Origin of the sequence: Streptosporangium sp. NPDC023825 (assembly GCF_040639575.1) — a bacterium.
GTDB lineage: Bacteria > Actinomycetota > Actinomycetes > Streptosporangiales > Streptosporangiaceae > Streptosporangium.
In genome coordinates, this window is record NZ_JBFAAE010000003.1 from 103094 (window position 1) to 119815 (window position 16722).

Here is a 16722-nt window from a genome sequence, read left to right on the forward strand (position 1 = left end):
GCCTCGGCCGGACGCCTCAGTGCGCGCCGAGCCGGGCGATCGGCTCGACGAGCTCCCTCTCCTCGTAGGACAGGTGCGACAGGAGCGCGTCGGTCAGCAGGTCCAGGGCGGCCCACAGGGCCTTGTGACCGTCAGGTTCCGAGACGAAGGCGACCAGCGCCCGGTCGACGCCCTCGAGGACCTCGTGGATGGCGTGGTGCTCCTGCTCCAGACGGTCGACGACGGGCACCAGCCTGGGGTCCGCGCGGCGCAGGTGGGGAAAGAGACTCTGGTCCTCGATGGTGTGGTGGGTCGTGACGATCCGGCAGTAGGACTCGCAGTACACCCCGGCCGTCCAGTTGTTCTGGCGCATCGTCATCGTGTTGATGTGCGAGCGCGCCACGCCGGGATCCATCGCCCCGGTGGTGACCTCCTCGACGAGCCGCCGGACCTCGGCGAGCTCTTGTCGGAGCTGGTCGTGAACCTCGACGAGGTGGTGTCCGGCCGCCTGCTCCCTGGCGGTGTAGGTGCGGGCCGGGTCGGGGGCCGGGCCGGTGGGACGGGTGGACTCGTCCCAGACCCGGACGTCGGTGAGCCGGGTGCCGTCGTCCGGGGTCGGCATGGACCCCAGCGCGGGGGCCCCGCCTCCGTCGCGGGCGGGCGCGACGGTGACCGGTGAGGTGACCGGTGAGGTGGCCGGTGAGGTGGCCGGTGAGGTGACGGTGGCCGGTGACGCGCCCCGGTCACCGGCCCGCGTGCCCGTCCCGGCCGGCCGGGACCGGTCCTCGGCGGCGGGCGCGCTCGAGGCGGCACGCTCGGCGGCCACGAGCTCGCGCACGCCGGGGACGACCTCGGCGGCGAAACGCCGGATGTCGTCGGGGTCGTCACTCGCGAGGATGTAGGCGCTCATCCCCTGCTCCAGGGTGAGCTCGGCGAGCTGCTCGACCCAGACGCTCGCCGGCCCCTGGAGGAAGGCCCGGCCGGAACCGGTGAAGGTGCCGGCGATGTTGTACAGGCGCCGGACGTCGGCCGGGGAGCGCCCCGCGCCGAGAGCGGCCTCGTCGATGATCGCGTTCATGGCGGGAAGGGCGTCCAGGTCGGCGTAGGCGTGGGTGGGCAGCCAGCCGTCCGCGAGCCTCCCTGTCATGTCGAGCATGCGCTTCTTGTAGGCCCCCAGCCAGATGCCGACGTCGTGGGCGGGCGCCGGACCGGGGTGCGCGCCCCAGACGCGGTGGTGGCGGCCGTCCACCCGCACGGTTCCGCCCCCTTCCGCCCATATGGCTCGGATGACCTGGATGCCCTCCTCCAGCGCGTCGACCCCCTCGGCGGCGGTCAGCCTGGGACCGCCGATGGCGGCGATGGCGTCCCGGAAACCGCCCGCGCCGAGCCCGAGCTCGACGCGGCCACCGCTGAGGATGTCCAGGGTCGCCACACTGCGGGCGAGCACCGCGGGCGGGCGCAGGGGCAGGTTCGCCACGTTCGGCGACACCCGCACCGTCGAGGTGACGGCCGCGATGACCGACAGCAGCGTCCACGTGTCCAGGAACCGCGCCTGGTACGGATGATCCTGCACGGTCACCAGGTCCAGACCGGCCTGGTCGGTGAGCCGGGCGAGCGCGACGACCCTCTCGGCCTGGTCGGCCATCGGGGTCAGGAAGGTCCCGAACAGCAGCTCGTGCCCGTAGTCGGCCATGTCTCTCCTCGGTGCGTCATCTCGGCTGCGTGGCACGCGTCCTCCCCGATGTCCGGCTGCCCGGACGCGTGGACGCGCGGCACCGCGATGGTGCGGCACGACAGATCGTATGCAAAGCAGATGAATTGTCAAACAGAAGGTCTTATTGACCGTTGATCCTGGTAATCTCGTGGCATGCCCGCAACCCCACGTTCCGGCGCCGAGACCCCGGACGCCCTGGACACCGACCTGGGCTGGACGCTCGGAGTGGTCTTCCGCTCCTACGTCAGGACCGCGAACGCGCTGGTCAGCCACCTCCCCGGTGGCCCGCGCGGCTACCAGGTGCTCGTCGCCGCGGTCGAGGGGCTGCCCGGCGGCCAGGGCGCGCTGGCACAGCGCCTCGGCGTCGACAAGACGGTGATGACCTACCTGCTCGACGACCTGGAGAAGGCCGGCCTGGTCGAGCGCCGCCCCGACCCCGCCGACCGGCGCAACAAACGCGTCGTCGCCACCGAGCAGGGCAGGGCGACCTGGAGCGACACGCAGTCCCGGCTGGAACACGCCGAGGAGCACGTGCTGGCACCGCTGGACCCGGCCGACCGCTCGGTGTTCCGGGAACTACTGCGGAAACTGGCCGTCCGGGCCAACACCCTGGACCCGGTGCACAGCGCCTGCCGGCTCGTCGAGGAGCTGGACCCCGACGGCGCTCCTCCTAAACCCCGGCGCTCCGCCCGCGGCTGAACACCGGAACGAGCCGCGCCCAGCCGAACGCGGATACCGGGTCGGTGCGTAGGCCCTCGCAGGAGACCTCACCGCCGCCCGGCACCGTGGTGATCGCCGCGATCCTCTACATCCTGCTCAGCGGCTGTGCGTGGTGGGCATCGCCACCGTGTTTCGGAGCATCGAAGTCGACCGTGCATCGCGGCTTCGCCATCCGGTCCCCACAGGGTCTGGGGCCGGCTGCATCAGACCGGCTGGCGAAGGAGCACTCCGGCTGAGCTACTTCTTGAGCCTGCGGCTTCCTGCGTGCCAGTCCTCGGTCCTACCGGTCTCCTGTACCGTGACGCCGAATGACGGTAGCTGCGGACGCTCGCGCAGGCTGCGCTTGAGTTCGGCGAAGCCCGGGAACCGGGCAAGGCCGATGACGTGATCCCACAGCACCCCCGCCTGCTCGTCGTCGGGCAGTCGGCTGATCACCGGTCCGAAGAAGGCGACGCCCTCGGGCGGTTCGAAGTGCACGATCGGCGTGCCGACGTCCCTGCCCGTCAGCGAGAGCGCCTCGTCGGACTCGGCCTGGATCTCGACGTCGCGGGTCGTGTCGTCGAGTGCCTCGACGAGCGAGGCCGGCAGGCCGGCTTCGGCGAGGGCGCCGACGACGAGGCCGGGGGTGCTTCGCCAGCCGGGGGCTCGGCCCTCGTCGGGTCCGGCCTCCATGATGCGCGCGCCGAAGGCCGCGTAGAGCGGGCCGATCGCTTCGCGGCCATGCTTCTCCCTGGCAGCCGAAGCCACCCGCAGCAGTCGCAAGCCCGAGCTGTGCTGGTCGTGGTACTCCTCGGGGAAGTGGGTGTCGTAGTCGATGTGCGAGTTGATGAGCCGCAGTGAGATGAATCGCCAGTCGACGGTGTAGTCGCGCTGCGCCTGAATGATCCGGATCCACTTGCTCGTCATCCACGCGAACGGGCAGATGGGGTCGAAATAGAAGTTGATATCAGCTTTCTTTGCTGAATTCATGATCATGTCGACGATCCTAGGTCGGCTGGTCTTCGATGCGATGACTGCTGGAACGGTGTGGATTCATCGGTATCCCGCCGCGCTCGTCGCCGACCCGGTGACGGCGACTCCTTGGTCAGGGACCGTGAACGGGCCGGCGAAGGAGGTCGTTCACACGCCGGTTCAGCAGACACACGCCGCCGCGAGGGCGTCGAACACCTGGCCCAGCGCTTCGTCGGTGCCGGTCGAGGGGTCGGACAGCACCACGACTGCGGTCTTGCCGCTCACGAAAGACCCTCCTCCAGGTCGAGCGAGACGAACAACTTCAATTTACCGTACGTTCGGTAATTATGGAGAGTGATGCGCGCCACACCCTTCGCCCACAGCCCTCCGGCGGACCGGATCCGCCGACGTGGCACCGAGGTCCCCAGATCGGCGGCGCACTCCTCAACAAACCGACAGGTCGGTGACCGCGGTGCGGCGACCTGGCGGATCGGCCGAAGTGGGACGGGACTCGTCGCGGGGCCGATGGCGCGCCCTTCGCGAGGCGGCGGTTCCCCGTGGGACCACGACCACGCCACGGAGCGGAGCGAGCCCCGCCGGCCGTCGGCGAGCCGAGGAGCCGGTCGAGCCCTGGCTCTAGCTCTGCGCGGGCATCAGCAGGCTCGGCAGGAGGGCCACGGTTTCGGTGAAAGCACGCGTCTCGCCCAGCACCCGTGCCAGCACCAGCGCTCCCTCGATCCGCAGGAACGCGTCGTTCGAGGCGCTTCGGGCGTCTTCGGGCTGCCGTCCGGCGCGCTGCGCGGCCTCGGCCATCGCGTCGATCCACGTCACGGCGAGCGAGCGAGCGTGATCGCGGACCTTCGCCGGAGTCCCCGCCAGCGTCATCGTGTCGAGAACGCACGACAGCGCCCCCGCCCCGTAGAAGTCACTCAGGCGGCGTGCGGTCTCGGCGATCCCTCGCGCGACGTCGGAGTCCGTTCGCATCGGTTCGAGGATCCACAGGAAGCGCTCGCCGACCATGGTGAGGACCGCGTCCGCGATCTCTTCCTTGCCGGCGGGGAACCGGTGGTAGAGGCTCGCGCGCTGCAGGCCCGAGGCCGCCGACAGGTCGCCGATCACGGTCCCGTCGAAGCCCTTCTCCCGGAAAACGGGCAGGAGGAGGTCGAGCAGCCGAGCCTGATCGATGGAGGGAAGACGCGCCATCCCTCAATATTACCGAACTTTCGGTAATATTGAGGACCGTCGGCGACGGCTTCGCCGCGGTCGCGGGGGCTCACATTCGGAGGAATGGCCGCCCTGCTGCGGTCGCGATCGATGGGCGCAGTCCTCCTGCCGATCCAGGGGTTGATGCGTTCGGATCGGCCGGTCGAGCAGGGCCATAGCGTGGATGATCTCGCGGAAGCGCCTTGGGAGCCCGGCTCGCGGGCGCGGCTCGCCCCGCGGATACGAGTTCGCTGCCGCCTGTACCGGTCGGACACGGCGCCCCGGCTCCCGCTCGTCCCGCATCGCCTACGAGGCGCTCGCCATCGGCCGTCGCCACGCGGCTGCGCGTCACCGTTTGTTGAGAGCGTCCAGATAGTCGTCCATGGCCTTCAGGTTCTTCGCCAGGCATGCCAGGCGCTCGGCCATGCGCTCGCGCTCCCGGCAGACCCGGCTCACGAAGTCGGGGGCGGGATACCGAGAGTTCGCCGCCTCGGCCAGGCAGGGCAGCACGGTCCCGATGATCTCAGTGGTCAGGCCCGCATCCAGCAGGCTGCGAATCTGGCGGACCCTCGCCTCGTGGGACTCGTCGTACTCACGGTAACCGTTCTCCGCACGCTCTGGACTCAGGAGACCCTGCTCCTCGTAGTAGCGCAGCAATCGAGCGGAAACACCGGTCCGCTCGGAGAGTTCCTTGATCCTCACCACATCTCCTGAGACGTAATTTGCCTTCTCACTGATGTCAAGGTCGGAGCCTAGTCGAGTCGCCGCGACCGCGGAGGCCCGACCTGAACCCGGAGTTCTCTCCGAGGCTCTGACCAGTGAAGGAACAGTCGTGACCACCACCCAGACGGACGTTGCACGGACCTCGTCCGCGGAACGTCTGCCGCTCCCGCCCCTGATCGCCCTCTTCACAGCCGGGCTGATCACCACCCAGACCGAGGCGCTGCCGGCGGGTGTGCTGCCGCAGATGAGCCACGCGCTCGGAGTCTCGGAATCCGTCGCCGGCCAGACGGTCACCATCTACGCGGCGGGCACGCTCCTGACGGCGATACCCGTCATGCTGGCCACCGCCTCATGGCCACGGCGCCACCTGTTCCTGGCCGCGCTCGTGGGCTTCGTGATAGCCAACCTCGTGACCGCCGTCTCCGTCAGCTTCCCCCTGACCATGGGAGCCCGGTTCATCGCGGGCGCCTCCTCCGGCGTCGTCTGGAGCCTCCTCGGTGGCTACGCGGCACGTCTGGTCGGCCCCAGGCTGAAGGGCCGGGCGATGGCTTTCGCCATGGCGGGCACTCCCGTGGCCCTCTCCCTCGGAGTCCCCGTCGGGGCGTACCTCGGCAAGGCCGTCGGGTGGCAGCTCACCTTCGGCATCGTCACCGCCCTGACCGGGCTGCTCATCATCTGGACCGTACGGACCCTGCCGAACTTCCCCGGCCAGAAGGTCGAGGACAGGATCCCCTTCCGTCGCATCCTGCGACTGCGGGGCCTGCGCACCGTCCTCGTGGTCACCGGCGCTTTCGTGCTCGCGCACACCGTCCTCTACACCTACATCGCGCCAATCCTCGGCGACGTCGGACTGGAGGACCAGGTCCAGTGGATCCTCCTCGACTTCGGCATCGCCTCGATCATCAGCATCTGGCTCACCGGCGTACTCATCGACCGCCACCACCGCACCCTGGTGGTCCTCAGCACCGCACTCTTCGCCGCGGCCGCGGCGGTACTGGCCGCGTTCGCCTCGAGCCCCGCGGCCGACTACGCCGCCGTCGCGGCTTGGGGACTCGCGTTCGGCGGAGCGGCCACCCTGCTTCAGTCGGCACTGATGCGAGCGGCAGGTGAACACGCCGACGCGGCACAGTCGTCGATGGTGACCACCTGGAATCTTGGCATCGGCCTCGGCGGGCTCGTCGGCGGCGTACTCCTCGCCGGTTTCGGCTCCGGATCTCTCATGATCGCGGCCGTCGTACTCCTGGCACCGATCGTGCTCGTCGTCATCCTCGCGCGCGGTCACGCATTCCCCAGGCGCAGCCCCGTAACCGGCTGACGCCACAGCGGTGCGCACGATCTCCGTAGCGGATCACGCCATGTCGCCGTAGGTCCCGCTGCCGGAAAGTCGGTCAGAACCAGCGAAACAAAACGTCATCACACGGCGCCCCACCCACCCGGTCCCGGAGACTCCCATGTCCGTCTCAGATTTGTTCGAACCGCTTACTCTTTCGCATGGCCCTGCGATGAGGAATCGTTTCATGCTGGCGCCGCTCACCAATCAGCAAAGCGAGCATGACGGCTCCGCGTCCGATTTCGATCGGGATTGGATCAGGCAGGTGGCGCGGGGCGGTTACGCCCTGATCCAAACCGGCGCCGCCACCGTCGAGGCCAGCGGCATAGCGTACGAGCGGCAGCTGGGTGTTCACAGCGACGAACACCTGCCCGGCCTGACCGAGATGGCAGCCGCGATTCGGGAGGGAGGCGGCCTGTCCGCGGTGCAGTTGCACCACGCCGGCCACCGCGCTCGACCGGAACTGGGGGGAGTTCCAGCCCCTGCCTCCAGCGCCACGGTTCCGGGAGTCAAAGCGCTGACCACGGAACAGGTGGAGCGAATCCGGGACGGCTTCATCGCGGCCGCGAAGAGGGCAGAACAGGCAGGGTTCGACGGCGTCGCGCTCCACGGCGCTTTCGGATGGATCCTGTCGGAGTTCATGTCCCCCTTGCTGAACGACCGCACAGACAAGTACGGCGGCAGCACGGAGAACCGGGCTCGCCTCACCATCGAGGTGATCGAAGGAATCCGCCGAGCGTGCGGCCCCCGGTTCCAGATCGGCTGGCGCCTGTCGGTCGAACGCTACGGACTACGCCTGGAGGAACTTCGTGACATCACGGCCGAGATTCTCGATCGAGAACTGATCGACTACCTCGACCTGGCCCTGTGGGACTCTGCCCAAATCGTTCGAGAAGGAGCGTTTCAAGGGCAGACCATGCTCAGCGTCTTCACAGACCTCCCCCGCAAGGGCGTACGCGTGGGAGCCGCGGGCAAGATCACGAGCGCCCAGCGCGCCGGCCGACTACTGGACGAGGGATGCGACTTCGTATTGATCGGCCGGGCGGCCATTCTCCAGCGGGACTTCCCCCGGCGAGTACACGAAAACCCTCTGTACGAAAGCCCGAAGCTTCCGGTGACGGCGCAGTACCTGCGCACCGCCGGGCTGAGCGAGCGCTTCATCAATCACATGCGGGGATGGCAGGGCTTTGTTCGACGATTCAGCGTGTGAGTGGGTCGGGCTACCGCCCGTGCTCGCCGGACGGTGCCACCACGTACGCGCACGGGACACGCACGGTCGTGCGGCTGGACCCTGCGACCCTGCGGTCTTCGCCCTGGTGGGACGAGGTGCGGGAAACGGTCCAGGCTGTCACGAAACCGCAGGACACCGCACCCTGAAAGGGCTGAGAACGATCCTGACCCCTGTGCCAGCAGGTCAAAGGCCACCGATCCGAATTCGGCGGCCTTTGAGAACGGGCGGGGTCGGCTTCTCCCAGGGGTACCGCAGGTCTTGGACGAGCGGGCGTGCAAGGCGGAGCCGGGTGTGGGCCACGACGATCCAGGTCCCCCGGTCGGCGGCCTCAGAGTTGCGGAGTCGAGGGCGGCCCACCACCCATCAGCCGGCTGTCGCCAACGCCACGACCGAGTACACCTAGCCGGCGCGCAGCCCGCCGGCGTCCAGCAGCACCGACGCGGTGGTGACGGCCAGCCCCCCGACCCCGCTCCCCCGCACCACCGCGCGGGCGGCCAGCCCGTCGAACACGATCGTCAGCTGGCTCGCCAGCGTCTCCGGGTCGTCCGCGCCGCCGAGCGCGGCCTGCCGCGCGAAGAAGTCGGTCAGCTCCTGCTTGCGCGCGCGGGCCACCAGGGCCGCCGGGTGGGCCGGGTCCTTGAGCTCGGTGGCGGTGCCGACGAACGGGCAGCCGCGGAAGGCCGGGTCTCCGGCCAGCGCCTCCAGCCGTTCGAAGACGTGCACGATCCGCTCGCGCGGGGTCAGCCCGGCCGCCTCACCCGGAAGGTAGTCCGCGAGGACGTCCGCCCCGAACAGCGCCAGGCTCTCCGCGACCAGCTCGTCCTTGGTCTCGAAGAGCTGGTACATCGACCGCTTCGAGACCCCGGCGGCCCGGCAGAGCCGCTCGACACCGGTCGCGGTGATGCCCTCTCGGTAGAAGAGGTCCGCCGCGGCGCGCAACAGCCGCTCGCGGGGGGTGGCCTTCAGGATCGTGCTCACCCCTGAAGGGTACCTCCCGATTTGGCGTCGGAAACCGATCGGTTTACCATGGCGGAAACCGATCGGTTTCCGACTTCTGGAGGCTCATATGAAGATTCAAGACGCCGTCGTGCTCGTCACCGGCGGCAACCGGGGAGTCGGCAGGGCCCTGGTCGAGGAGGCTCTGGCGCGGGGCGCGCGCAAGGTGTACGCCGCCGCCCGGGACCCGAAGACCGTCTCCACCCCGCACGCCGTGCCCCTGAAGCTGGACGTCACCGACCCCGAGGCGGTCGCCGCGGCCGCCGAGCACGCCTCCGACGTGACCATCCTGATCAACAACGCCGGCGTGGACCTCGCCATCGACGACATCCTGACCCACGACCTCGACGACGTCCGCCGCGAGTTCGAGGTGAACTTCTTCGGCCCGCTGCGGCTCATGCGCGCCTTCGCCCCGGTCATCGCCGGCAACGGCGGCGGCCACATCCAGAACGTCAACTCGGCCCTGGGTCTCCTCGTGGCGCCCGGCTTCGGGTCGTACACCGCGTACGCGTCGACCAAGGCCGCGCTCCTGATGGCGACCAACGGCCTGCGCGACACGCTCCCCGCGCGAGGCGTGGAGCTGTCCAGCCTCCACATGGGCTTCACCGACACCGACATCCTGCGGGACCCGGCCGTGCAGAAGAACCCGGCCTCCGAGATCGCGCGGAAGGCGTTCGACGGCATCGAGGCCGGAGCGGCGGAGATCCTCGCGGACCCGGTCAGCGTGCAGGTCAAGGCGGCGGCCGCCCTGGATCCCGCCCAGCTCTTCCCGCAGCGCGCCGCCTGAGGCGTTTCCCCCGCGACACCGTCCGCCCTCGCGCCCGGCCACCCGCCGCGCATTGACCTCAAGAAGGCTTGAGGTTGAACGATGGCCTCCATGGAGATCGGAGTGATCCTGCCTTCCGTCGCCGTGCAGCGGGAGCAGCGGCTCGACCTGGGCACCGCCGCGCGGCACGCGGAGGAGGCGGGGCTGGACGGCGTCTGGCACGGAGACCACCTGGCCACCGGGGCGGCCTCGCTGGACTGCGCCGTGGCGCTGGCCGTCGCGGCGGGGGCGACGACGCGGATCCGGATCGGGGCGAGCGTGTTCGTCCCGGCGATCCGCGCCCTGGCCTGGTCGGCCAAGCAGATCGCGAGCCTCCAGCACGTCTCGGGCGGGCGGCTGGTGCTGGGTGTCGGGTCCGGCGGGGGCGCCGGGCAGTGGGCGGCGGCCGGGGTGCCGTACGGCGAGCGCGGCAGGCGGACCGACACCGCGCTGGAGCTGCTCCCGCGCCTGCTGTCCGGCGAGACCGTCACGCTGGCGGACGAGCCGGCGCAGGTGCGGCTCGAACCGGCCGTGACACCCCCGCCGATCTGGGTCGGCAACGCCTCGGCGGTGGCCGTGCGGCGGGCGGCACGCCACGGGGACGGCTGGTTCCCCTCGATGGTCCCCCCGGCGGCGGTGGCCTCGGGAAGGACCGTGCTGGCCGAACTCGCCGCCGCCCGCGGACGCCCGGAGCCGGTCGTCGCCGTCGGTGCCACCGGCGTCCTCGGCTCGGCACCCGGCCTGCCCACCCGCGCCTCCATCGCCTCGGGCATCACCGGGTACGGCATCCCGCTGGAGGAGGCGACGAGACTCCCCGTCACCGGGAAACCCGCACGGGCGGCCGAGCAGCTGGCCGCCTACCGCGAGGCCGGGGCGCGTCACGTGGTCCTGGGGTTCGCCGGAGGCGACTGGCGCGAGCAGTGCGACCTGCTCGCCGAGGTCCGCGCGCTCCTGCCCTGACCACCGAAACGCCTCCGGCACCCGCCTCGCCCGAAGCCGGGCCGTCTTCGCGGGAGTTCGTCGCGAGAGACCGGGTCGTCCTCGCGAGAAGGGCCCGTGGCGGCGCGCGGCACCTGCGGGATGTGCCCCGTGGTCAGGATAGATTCAGGCCCGGTACCACCGGGGCCGACCCGGGCATCGGCCCGGCCGCCTCCTTCGCCATGAACGGACTGCTGCGATGAGCGCGCGTTTCGAGGAGATCGACTGGCGGCCGACGCCGATCGGCGCCATCAGCCTGCGGCGCCGGCGGGAGCCCTCGCTCGGCGTCGACGTCTACGAGATCAAACTCGACGACGACTTCCTCATGTCGAGCCTGTTCACGGTTGCCGAGGTCGAGCTCGCCAGGCTCGGGCTGGCGGCGCTGCCGGGCACGGACCTCGACGTCGCCGTGGGCGGGCTCGGGCTCGGGTACACCGCCCAGGCCGTGCTCGAGGACTCCCGCGTGCGCTCGCTCGTCGTGATCGACGCGCTCGGCGAGGTGATCGAATGGCACGAGCGGGAGCTGCTGCCGGTCGGCGCCCGGCTGATGTCGGATCCCCGCTGCCGCCTGGTCCACGGTGACTTCTTCGCGATGGTCGCCGCCGGTCCTGGCCTCGACCCCGAGACCCCTGACCGGCGCTTCCACGCCGTCCTGGTGGACATCGACCACACGCCGCGCCACGTGCTGCACCCGAGCCACGCCGCCCTCTACACCCCCGGGGGCCTGCGCCGGCTCGCCGAGCGCCTCCATCCGGGCGGTGTCTTCGCCCTGTGGTCGGACGACCCGCCGGACCCGGACTTCGCCGCCGTGCTCGAGGAGGTCTTCGCGACCTCGCGGGCGCACGTCGTCACCTTCCCCAACCCGCTGCGGGGCGGCGAGTCGGCCAACACCGTCTACGTCGCGATAAACGCCGGCCCTGCGAGCTGAGCGGCGTCCCGCCCGACGTTTCCCGAGACCACGGGGCCGCGCGGAAGGAACCGGCGGGGCCGGGCGCGCCGCCGCGACCCCGCCCCGGCCCCGAGGCGCTCCACCACGGGGCCGGGGCGGAGCACCTCTGCCGCGCGGGCCCTGACGTGCCTACCGGGCCGAAGCGGCTCCGCCCACGGTCTCCAGCCTGTTCTCGCGGCAGTCGCGGCGCGAGAACACCGGGTTGCAACGCACCGCGCCCCCACCGGGGAGTTCCGCCACGAAATCGCTGTCGTACCGCGCGGCCATGCCCACCGTCGGGAAGTCCGTCGTCACCAGCTGCGCCCCACTGGCCAGCGCGATCTCCACCCGGCTGAACTCCTTGTTCTTCACCGTGCTCAGCGGCTCGTCCGACCGCGTGCGCACCATGTAGCCGCGCTTCACCAGGTCCTGGATCATCGCGGTGTTCGCGCCTCGCGGGTCGTTCACCATCGTGATCGCCGCGTCCGGGTCACCGGGATTCCCCCGGGTGAAGACCGCCCGGCCCTCAAGGTTGGGGTGCCCGTCGAGATACATGTCGCGGATCGTGCCCGGTCCGCCGTTGTCGAAGAAAAGCATCACCTTTCCCCGCGCCGAATCGAGGGTGGGCCAGCCGTGCTTCAAAATCGACTGTTCAAGCGTGAGGCCGGGCCGGCGCAGGTCGTCGGCGGTGATCAACTCGGCGTCGGAGAAAACGGAACGGACCTCACGGTCGACGCCGTCCAGCAGGGCCGCGTCCCACGGCGGGCTGACCGCGCCGCCCAGACGCTCCCAGCGGTCGTCGGTCTGCTTCAGTTCCAGCTGCAGGACGATCGGCACGTGTCCGGGGTTGGCCCGCGACCATGTCCGTACCTGCTGCAGGCAGTCGACGAACGTCCGGCAGGTCGTGTTGTAGTCCTGGTCGGCGACGTGAAGCACCTTCATGCCCGGCTTCGCCATCGCCGGATCGTCGATCGGTCCCAGGCCGGCCTGCTTGCGCGCGAGCGGATGCCGGTAGAGCCCGCCCTCCGGGTCGGGCAGCAGGTCCAGCTCCAGACCGCGAACGTTCTGCCGGCCGAGCAGATCGGGGATGGACGCGTGCGAGTAGAGACCCCAGGAGGGGTAGCCGGGGTCGATCTTGATCGACTCTGCCAGCTCGGCGCCCTGCATCTCCCGGTGATAGGCGTTGTGGGCGCCCATGAACTGGATCTGGTTCATCCTGGTCTTGCCCGCCTGGGACGAGCCTGCCGATCCATCGGCCTGAGCTCTCTCCTGCCCGAAGGCGGCAGACGGCAGGAGGCTGGATGCGGCGACCATGGCGATGGCGGCGGCCACCATGGCACCGAGGCGAGTTGAAACGATCATAAATCCTCCAAAACAGTGACTTGCCCGATCAAGCTAGGAAGTCACTGTGTCCCGGCAGCCACATCGGCCCGCTGACCGATCGTCCAAACCGTGAACGTTCTTCGAATGGAGGCGAGCGGCGCGTACTCGATGCGGCCGAGGCACGCGCAGGCTCAGGTCACTCACCGTGATCTCGGCCGTTCTCGCGCGGATCGCCGCCACAGGGCGCGGCGAACGGCCCGGCGTCCACCGGTTCCCCAGGCTACGAGGGCGGCGGCCAGCGCGACCGCGGCGGTAGTTGAGCCCCTCGGTCCGTTCTCGCAGGGGCCGCCCACCCGGGCCCGCCGCGCATCGGCGCCGGATTCGCGGACAGCGGTCGTCAGCCGGGCTGGTCGCTGTCCTTGTGCGCGCCCCAGCCGTGCCAGGACTCGATCTCGATCCAGGCGCTGACCCGGCTGCGGCCCCGGTCCGGATACTCCTTGCCGAGGTACTGGCGGGCCAGCCGGTCGATGTCGGTCAGATCCCCGTCGTCGCGCATCTCGGCGATGTGCCCGACGATGCTGACGTGGGTGTACCAGTCCTTCTCGTCGAGCACGGTGAGGGAGACCCGGGGATCCTCGCGCAGGTGCTCCAGCCGCTTGCGGCCCCCGTCCATGTTGACCAGGATCCGGCCGTCGTCCCAGAGATACCAGGTGGCCGTGGACACGGGCTGGCCGTCGGGCCGAAGCGTGGTGATGACGGCGTGGTTCGGCTTCCTCAGCATGGCGACTGCTTCCTCGGGAAGCGGCGGCTTTGACATGATCGCTCCTCTTCGCCCCGGCGTCCCCTGTGGTGAAGGCGGCGCGTGCGGTTCACGGGATACACATCCACGGTGTCACATCCCGGATGGTGACGGTCCGGCGACCCTCCGTAAGCGGTCGCTCGCCGGCCTCCGGGGGATCCGCCGCGGCGCGCCCGCCCCGCCCGGTGCCGCCGTACGCCGCCACCGCCCCACCGGATCAGCCGCCGATCCTGCCCACCGCCTCGACGACGGCTCCGGCACCGTCCTCGGCTTCGATCCGTCCGGCGAGGATCCCGGCCCTGTCGCGATAGGACCGCTCCGACACGGCGGCGTCGAGTGCGGCCGCGAGCCTCTCGGCCGACAGGTGCCCGAGGGGGATCGCGGCCGGTCCCACGCCGAGTGCCGCGAGACGCGAGGCCCACAGCCGCTGGTCGGTCATCGCCGGTATCCCGACGGCGGGCACCCCGGCGCGCAGCCCGGCCGCCGTGGTCCCGCAACCGGCGTGGTGCGCCAGCGCGGCCATCCGGGGGAACAGCCAGGAATGCGGCACGTCTCCGGCGTGGAACACGTCGTCACCGCCGAGGTCCGGGCCGGCCGCGCCGGTCTGCAGCACCCCGCGCAGCCCGGCCCGCCGCAACGCGGTCACGGCCGCCTCGCCCGCCCGCGCGAGAGGGCCGGAGCCCATGCTGCCGAACCCGACGAAGACCGGCGGCGGCCCCGCGTCCAGGAAATCGACCAGCTTCGCGGGCGGTCGCCAGCCCGGCGGATCCTCCGGCCACCAGTATCCGGCCACCTCGAGCCCTTCCCTCCAGTCGGCCGGGCGCGGCAGCACGCTCGGGCTGAAGCCGTGGAAGACCGGCCAGCGGGTGGACTCGCGACGACGGTACGTCGCGGCGGCGGTGGCGCCGGGAAGCCCCAGGCGGGCACGCAGTCTCCTGGCTCCCAGATAAACCGGCGAGGGCGTGGTGAACGCCAGCCGGGACGCCGTGCGGTTGCCCCATCGGCCCAGCGAACGGGTGAACGCGCCCAGGACCGGGGAGAAGTCACCGGTCGGATCGACGGGCTGGAGATACACCCCCATGCTCGGGACCCCCATGGCCTCGGCCACGTGGATTCCGGCCGAAGCGGGAACGTTGAGGAGCAACACGTCGGCGCCGCGTTCGGCCGCGGCCACGATCCCGTCGCCCGTCTGGCGCTCGTACTCGGCGAACATCCCGACCCTGGCGGCCATGGACGTCCGCTCGCGCCCCCTGCCCGCGGGAAGACCCCCCTTGCCCGCGGGAAGAAGGGGGAGCGGGTCGCCGGGGATCGGCCGGAACTCCAGCCCGCATGCCCGCACCATCTCGGCGTAGGGCTCATGGGCCGCTATCGCCACCTCGTGCCCGGCGACACGGAGCCGGCCGCCCAGCCCGGTGTAAGGGGCGACGTCGCCCCGGGTGCCGATCCCGATGATCAGCACTCGCATGCGGACGGGCCTTCCGCGCCCGGCGGGGCGCCGACACGGTGTACGGGAAAGACGAGCACGGGCACGGCCTCCTTGGACGACGTAATACAATGCACTCGCATTGTAAAGAGAAGAAACGCCTTATTCAATACGACCGCATGGGAAAAATGGATGCCGAAGAAGGTGGATCACGAGGTGCGGCGACGCCACATCGCCGAAGCCCTCCACCGGGTCATCGACAGGAACGGGCTGGACGCCGTCAGCCTGCGGGAGGTGGCGGCGGAGGCGGGCGTGTCCATGGGGATGGTCCAGCACTACTTCGCGACCAAGGACGAGATGCTGATGTTCGCGCTCGAGCACCTGAACGCGCGCGTCGGCCTGCGGATCGCCGCCGCCCGGAACCGGGACTCACCGCGAGAACTCGTACGCGCCGCGGTCCTGGAGTTGCTGCCGCTGGACGACGAGCGCCGTACCGAGGCCCGCATCGCACTGGCCTACCTGGCCCGGTCGGTCGTGGCCGCCGACCTCGCGGATCTCCTGCGGGCCGCCCTGCCCCACGTCATCGGGTTCTACGCCGAGCAGATCAGGATCGCCCAGGGCGACGGTCAGGTCCCGGCGAACCTCGACCCCGAGCGCGAGGCGACGATCCTGTTCGCCCTCGTCCAGGGCCTCGTCAACCCGGCACTGATCGGCCACTACACCCCGGAGGCCGTCGTGGCGGCGGTGGACTACCACCTGGACAGGCTGTTCCCCTGCGGGAACCCGTAGCGCGCACCGGCCGGAGACTCCGAGCGAGCCGATCCCGGAGGCCCGGCCTCCACCGCCGCTCCCGAGGCGAGGCCGGTCGCGCCCGGCGCCCCGGACCTCCGCCCCCTCATGATCACGGTGATCCGCGTCATATCGTCGGCAGGAGGTTTGACTTCAAGCGCTTCAAGTGTCGGAGGCTCCCTTCACGGCAACGGCGTCCAGAGAGCGAGCAGCGGGTCCGACCATCCAGGAGATGGCGCGACGATCGGGTTTCAGCGAGCCCACGCTGCGCTACTACGAGAAGATCGGCCTGCTGGGAGCGGTCGCCAGGGACGAGTCCAGCGGTCATCGCCGGTACGAGGCGGCGACCGCGGACCGCGTCGAGGCACTGTCCTGCCTGCGTTCGTCGGGGATGACGGTCAGCGGGATGCGCCGCTACCTGGACCTGCTCGCCCGGGGGAACGCCGCGGCGGCCGAGCAATGGCCTCCTCCTACGCGGCGGTCGGTTACACGGTGAAGCCCGGCGGCCACTAATCGGAGGAGGACTGGACCGACCCGGACACCGACGGCCTGCCCGCCTACCACAGGTCGAAGGTCCTCGCCGAGCGTGCGGCCTGGGACTTCGTCCGCACCCACGGCGGCATCGAGCTCACGGTCGTCAACCCCACGGGCATCTTCGGCCCGTCGCGGAGGCCGTCCAGATCGTGGCCGACGAACCGCGAGGTGACCCAGGCACAACTCCGCACTTCACGGGTTTCGTCAGCTGTGACAGGTAGCGAAGGGGAGGCCGGAAGCGATATCCGGAGTGGGTCTCATTCCGGGCAGGAAAGGCGATCACCGTCACCGGTGAT

General features: G+C 70.5%; 16 protein-coding genes. 8 read left to right on the plus strand and 8 right to left on the minus strand.

The genetic code is table 11. The features are described 5' to 3' along the window. Positions 1 to 16 precede the first annotated feature (16 nt). Positions 17 to 1672, minus strand: coding sequence for an LLM class flavin-dependent oxidoreductase (locus AB0G15_RS03715; RefSeq protein ID WP_362834993.1), 1656 nt, complete (start codon positions 1670 to 1672; stop codon positions 17 to 19). Positions 1673 to 1846: 174 nt separating this feature from the next. Here AB0G15_RS03715 and AB0G15_RS03720 point away from each other — a divergent pair, with 174 nt between their 5' ends. Beyond that, a complete protein-coding gene (locus AB0G15_RS03720) occupies positions 1847 to 2392 on the plus strand; it encodes a MarR family winged helix-turn-helix transcriptional regulator (RefSeq protein ID WP_362834995.1) in 546 nt (181 codons plus the stop codon). Between the two features lie 258 nt (positions 2393 to 2650). Here the strand turns inward: AB0G15_RS03720 and AB0G15_RS03725 are convergent, their stop codons facing one another. The 3 genes from AB0G15_RS03725 to AB0G15_RS03735 form a co-directional block, all read right to left on the minus strand. Then, the gene (locus tag AB0G15_RS03725) at positions 2651 to 3382 is read right to left on the minus strand and encodes a hypothetical protein (protein WP_362834997.1); all 732 of its coding nucleotides are present in this window, start codon (positions 3380 to 3382) and stop codon (positions 2651 to 2653) included. 618 nt (positions 3383 to 4000) lie between these two features. After that, complete coding sequence (locus AB0G15_RS03730) at positions 4001 to 4567, minus strand: helix-turn-helix domain-containing protein (protein WP_362680945.1); 567 nt, start codon at positions 4565 to 4567, stop codon at positions 4001 to 4003. A 348-nt stretch (positions 4568 to 4915) separates the two neighbouring features. Beyond that, complete coding sequence (locus AB0G15_RS03735; RefSeq protein ID WP_362680948.1) at positions 4916 to 5269, minus strand: MerR family transcriptional regulator; 354 nt, start codon at positions 5267 to 5269, stop codon at positions 4916 to 4918. Between the two features lie 130 nt (positions 5270 to 5399). Here AB0G15_RS03735 and AB0G15_RS03740 point away from each other — a divergent pair, with 130 nt between their 5' ends. Both AB0G15_RS03740 and AB0G15_RS03745 read left to right on the plus strand, forming a co-directional pair. Continuing rightward, complete coding sequence (locus tag AB0G15_RS03740; RefSeq protein ID WP_362680950.1) at positions 5400 to 6605, plus strand: MFS transporter; 1206 nt, start codon at positions 5400 to 5402, stop codon at positions 6603 to 6605. A 136-nt stretch (positions 6606 to 6741) separates the two neighbouring features. Then, entirely contained in the window at positions 6742 to 7830 is a 1089-nt protein-coding gene (locus AB0G15_RS03745; protein ID WP_362680953.1) for an NADH:flavin oxidoreductase, read from the plus strand. 420 nt (positions 7831 to 8250) lie between these two features. On the opposite strand, the gene AB0G15_RS03750 is transcribed toward AB0G15_RS03745, so the two are convergent. After that, the gene (locus AB0G15_RS03750; protein WP_362834999.1) at positions 8251 to 8829 is read right to left on the minus strand and encodes a TetR/AcrR family transcriptional regulator; all 579 of its coding nucleotides are present in this window, start codon (positions 8827 to 8829) and stop codon (positions 8251 to 8253) included. Positions 8830 to 8917: 88 nt separating this feature from the next. Here AB0G15_RS03750 and AB0G15_RS03755 point away from each other — a divergent pair, with 88 nt between their 5' ends. From AB0G15_RS03755 to AB0G15_RS03765, 3 genes are all read left to right on the plus strand, one after another. Beyond that, positions 8918 to 9634 carry an SDR family oxidoreductase gene (locus AB0G15_RS03755; protein ID WP_362835001.1) on the plus strand — a complete coding sequence of 239 codons (717 nt, stop codon included), beginning with the start codon at positions 8918 to 8920 and terminating at the stop codon, positions 9632 to 9634. A gap of 81 nt (positions 9635 to 9715) precedes the next feature. After that, complete coding sequence (locus AB0G15_RS03760; RefSeq protein WP_362835003.1) at positions 9716 to 10612, plus strand: LLM class flavin-dependent oxidoreductase; 897 nt, start codon at positions 9716 to 9718, stop codon at positions 10610 to 10612. Positions 10613 to 10829: 217 nt separating this feature from the next. Continuing rightward, positions 10830 to 11558, plus strand: coding sequence for a spermidine synthase (locus AB0G15_RS03765; RefSeq protein ID WP_362835005.1), 729 nt, complete (start codon positions 10830 to 10832; stop codon positions 11556 to 11558). 150 nt (positions 11559 to 11708) lie between these two features. Here AB0G15_RS03765 and AB0G15_RS03770 read toward each other — a convergent pair whose 3' ends face one another. From AB0G15_RS03770 to AB0G15_RS03780, 3 genes are all read right to left on the minus strand, one after another. Next, positions 11709 to 12920, minus strand: a complete 1212-nt coding sequence (locus tag AB0G15_RS03770) for a phosphatidylinositol-specific phospholipase C1-like protein (protein ID WP_362835007.1) — start codon at positions 12918 to 12920, stop codon at positions 11709 to 11711. 358 nt (positions 12921 to 13278) lie between these two features. Beyond that, positions 13279 to 13698 carry a PPOX class F420-dependent oxidoreductase gene (locus tag AB0G15_RS03775; protein WP_362835009.1) on the minus strand — a complete coding sequence of 140 codons (420 nt, stop codon included), beginning with the start codon at positions 13696 to 13698 and terminating at the stop codon, positions 13279 to 13281. 199 nt (positions 13699 to 13897) lie between these two features. Next, a complete protein-coding gene (locus AB0G15_RS03780) occupies positions 13898 to 15145 on the minus strand; it encodes a glycosyltransferase (RefSeq protein WP_362835011.1) in 1248 nt (415 codons plus the stop codon). A 150-nt stretch (positions 15146 to 15295) separates the two neighbouring features. Here AB0G15_RS03780 and AB0G15_RS03785 point away from each other — a divergent pair, with 150 nt between their 5' ends. Further along, on the plus strand, positions 15296 to 15892 hold the full coding sequence (locus AB0G15_RS03785) for a TetR/AcrR family transcriptional regulator (protein ID WP_362835013.1): 597 nt from the start codon (positions 15296 to 15298) through the stop codon (positions 15890 to 15892). A 232-nt stretch (positions 15893 to 16124) separates the two neighbouring features. Next, complete coding sequence (locus AB0G15_RS03790) at positions 16125 to 16388, plus strand: MerR family transcriptional regulator (protein WP_362835015.1); 264 nt, start codon at positions 16125 to 16127, stop codon at positions 16386 to 16388. Positions 16389 to 16722: the final 334 nt, after the last annotated feature.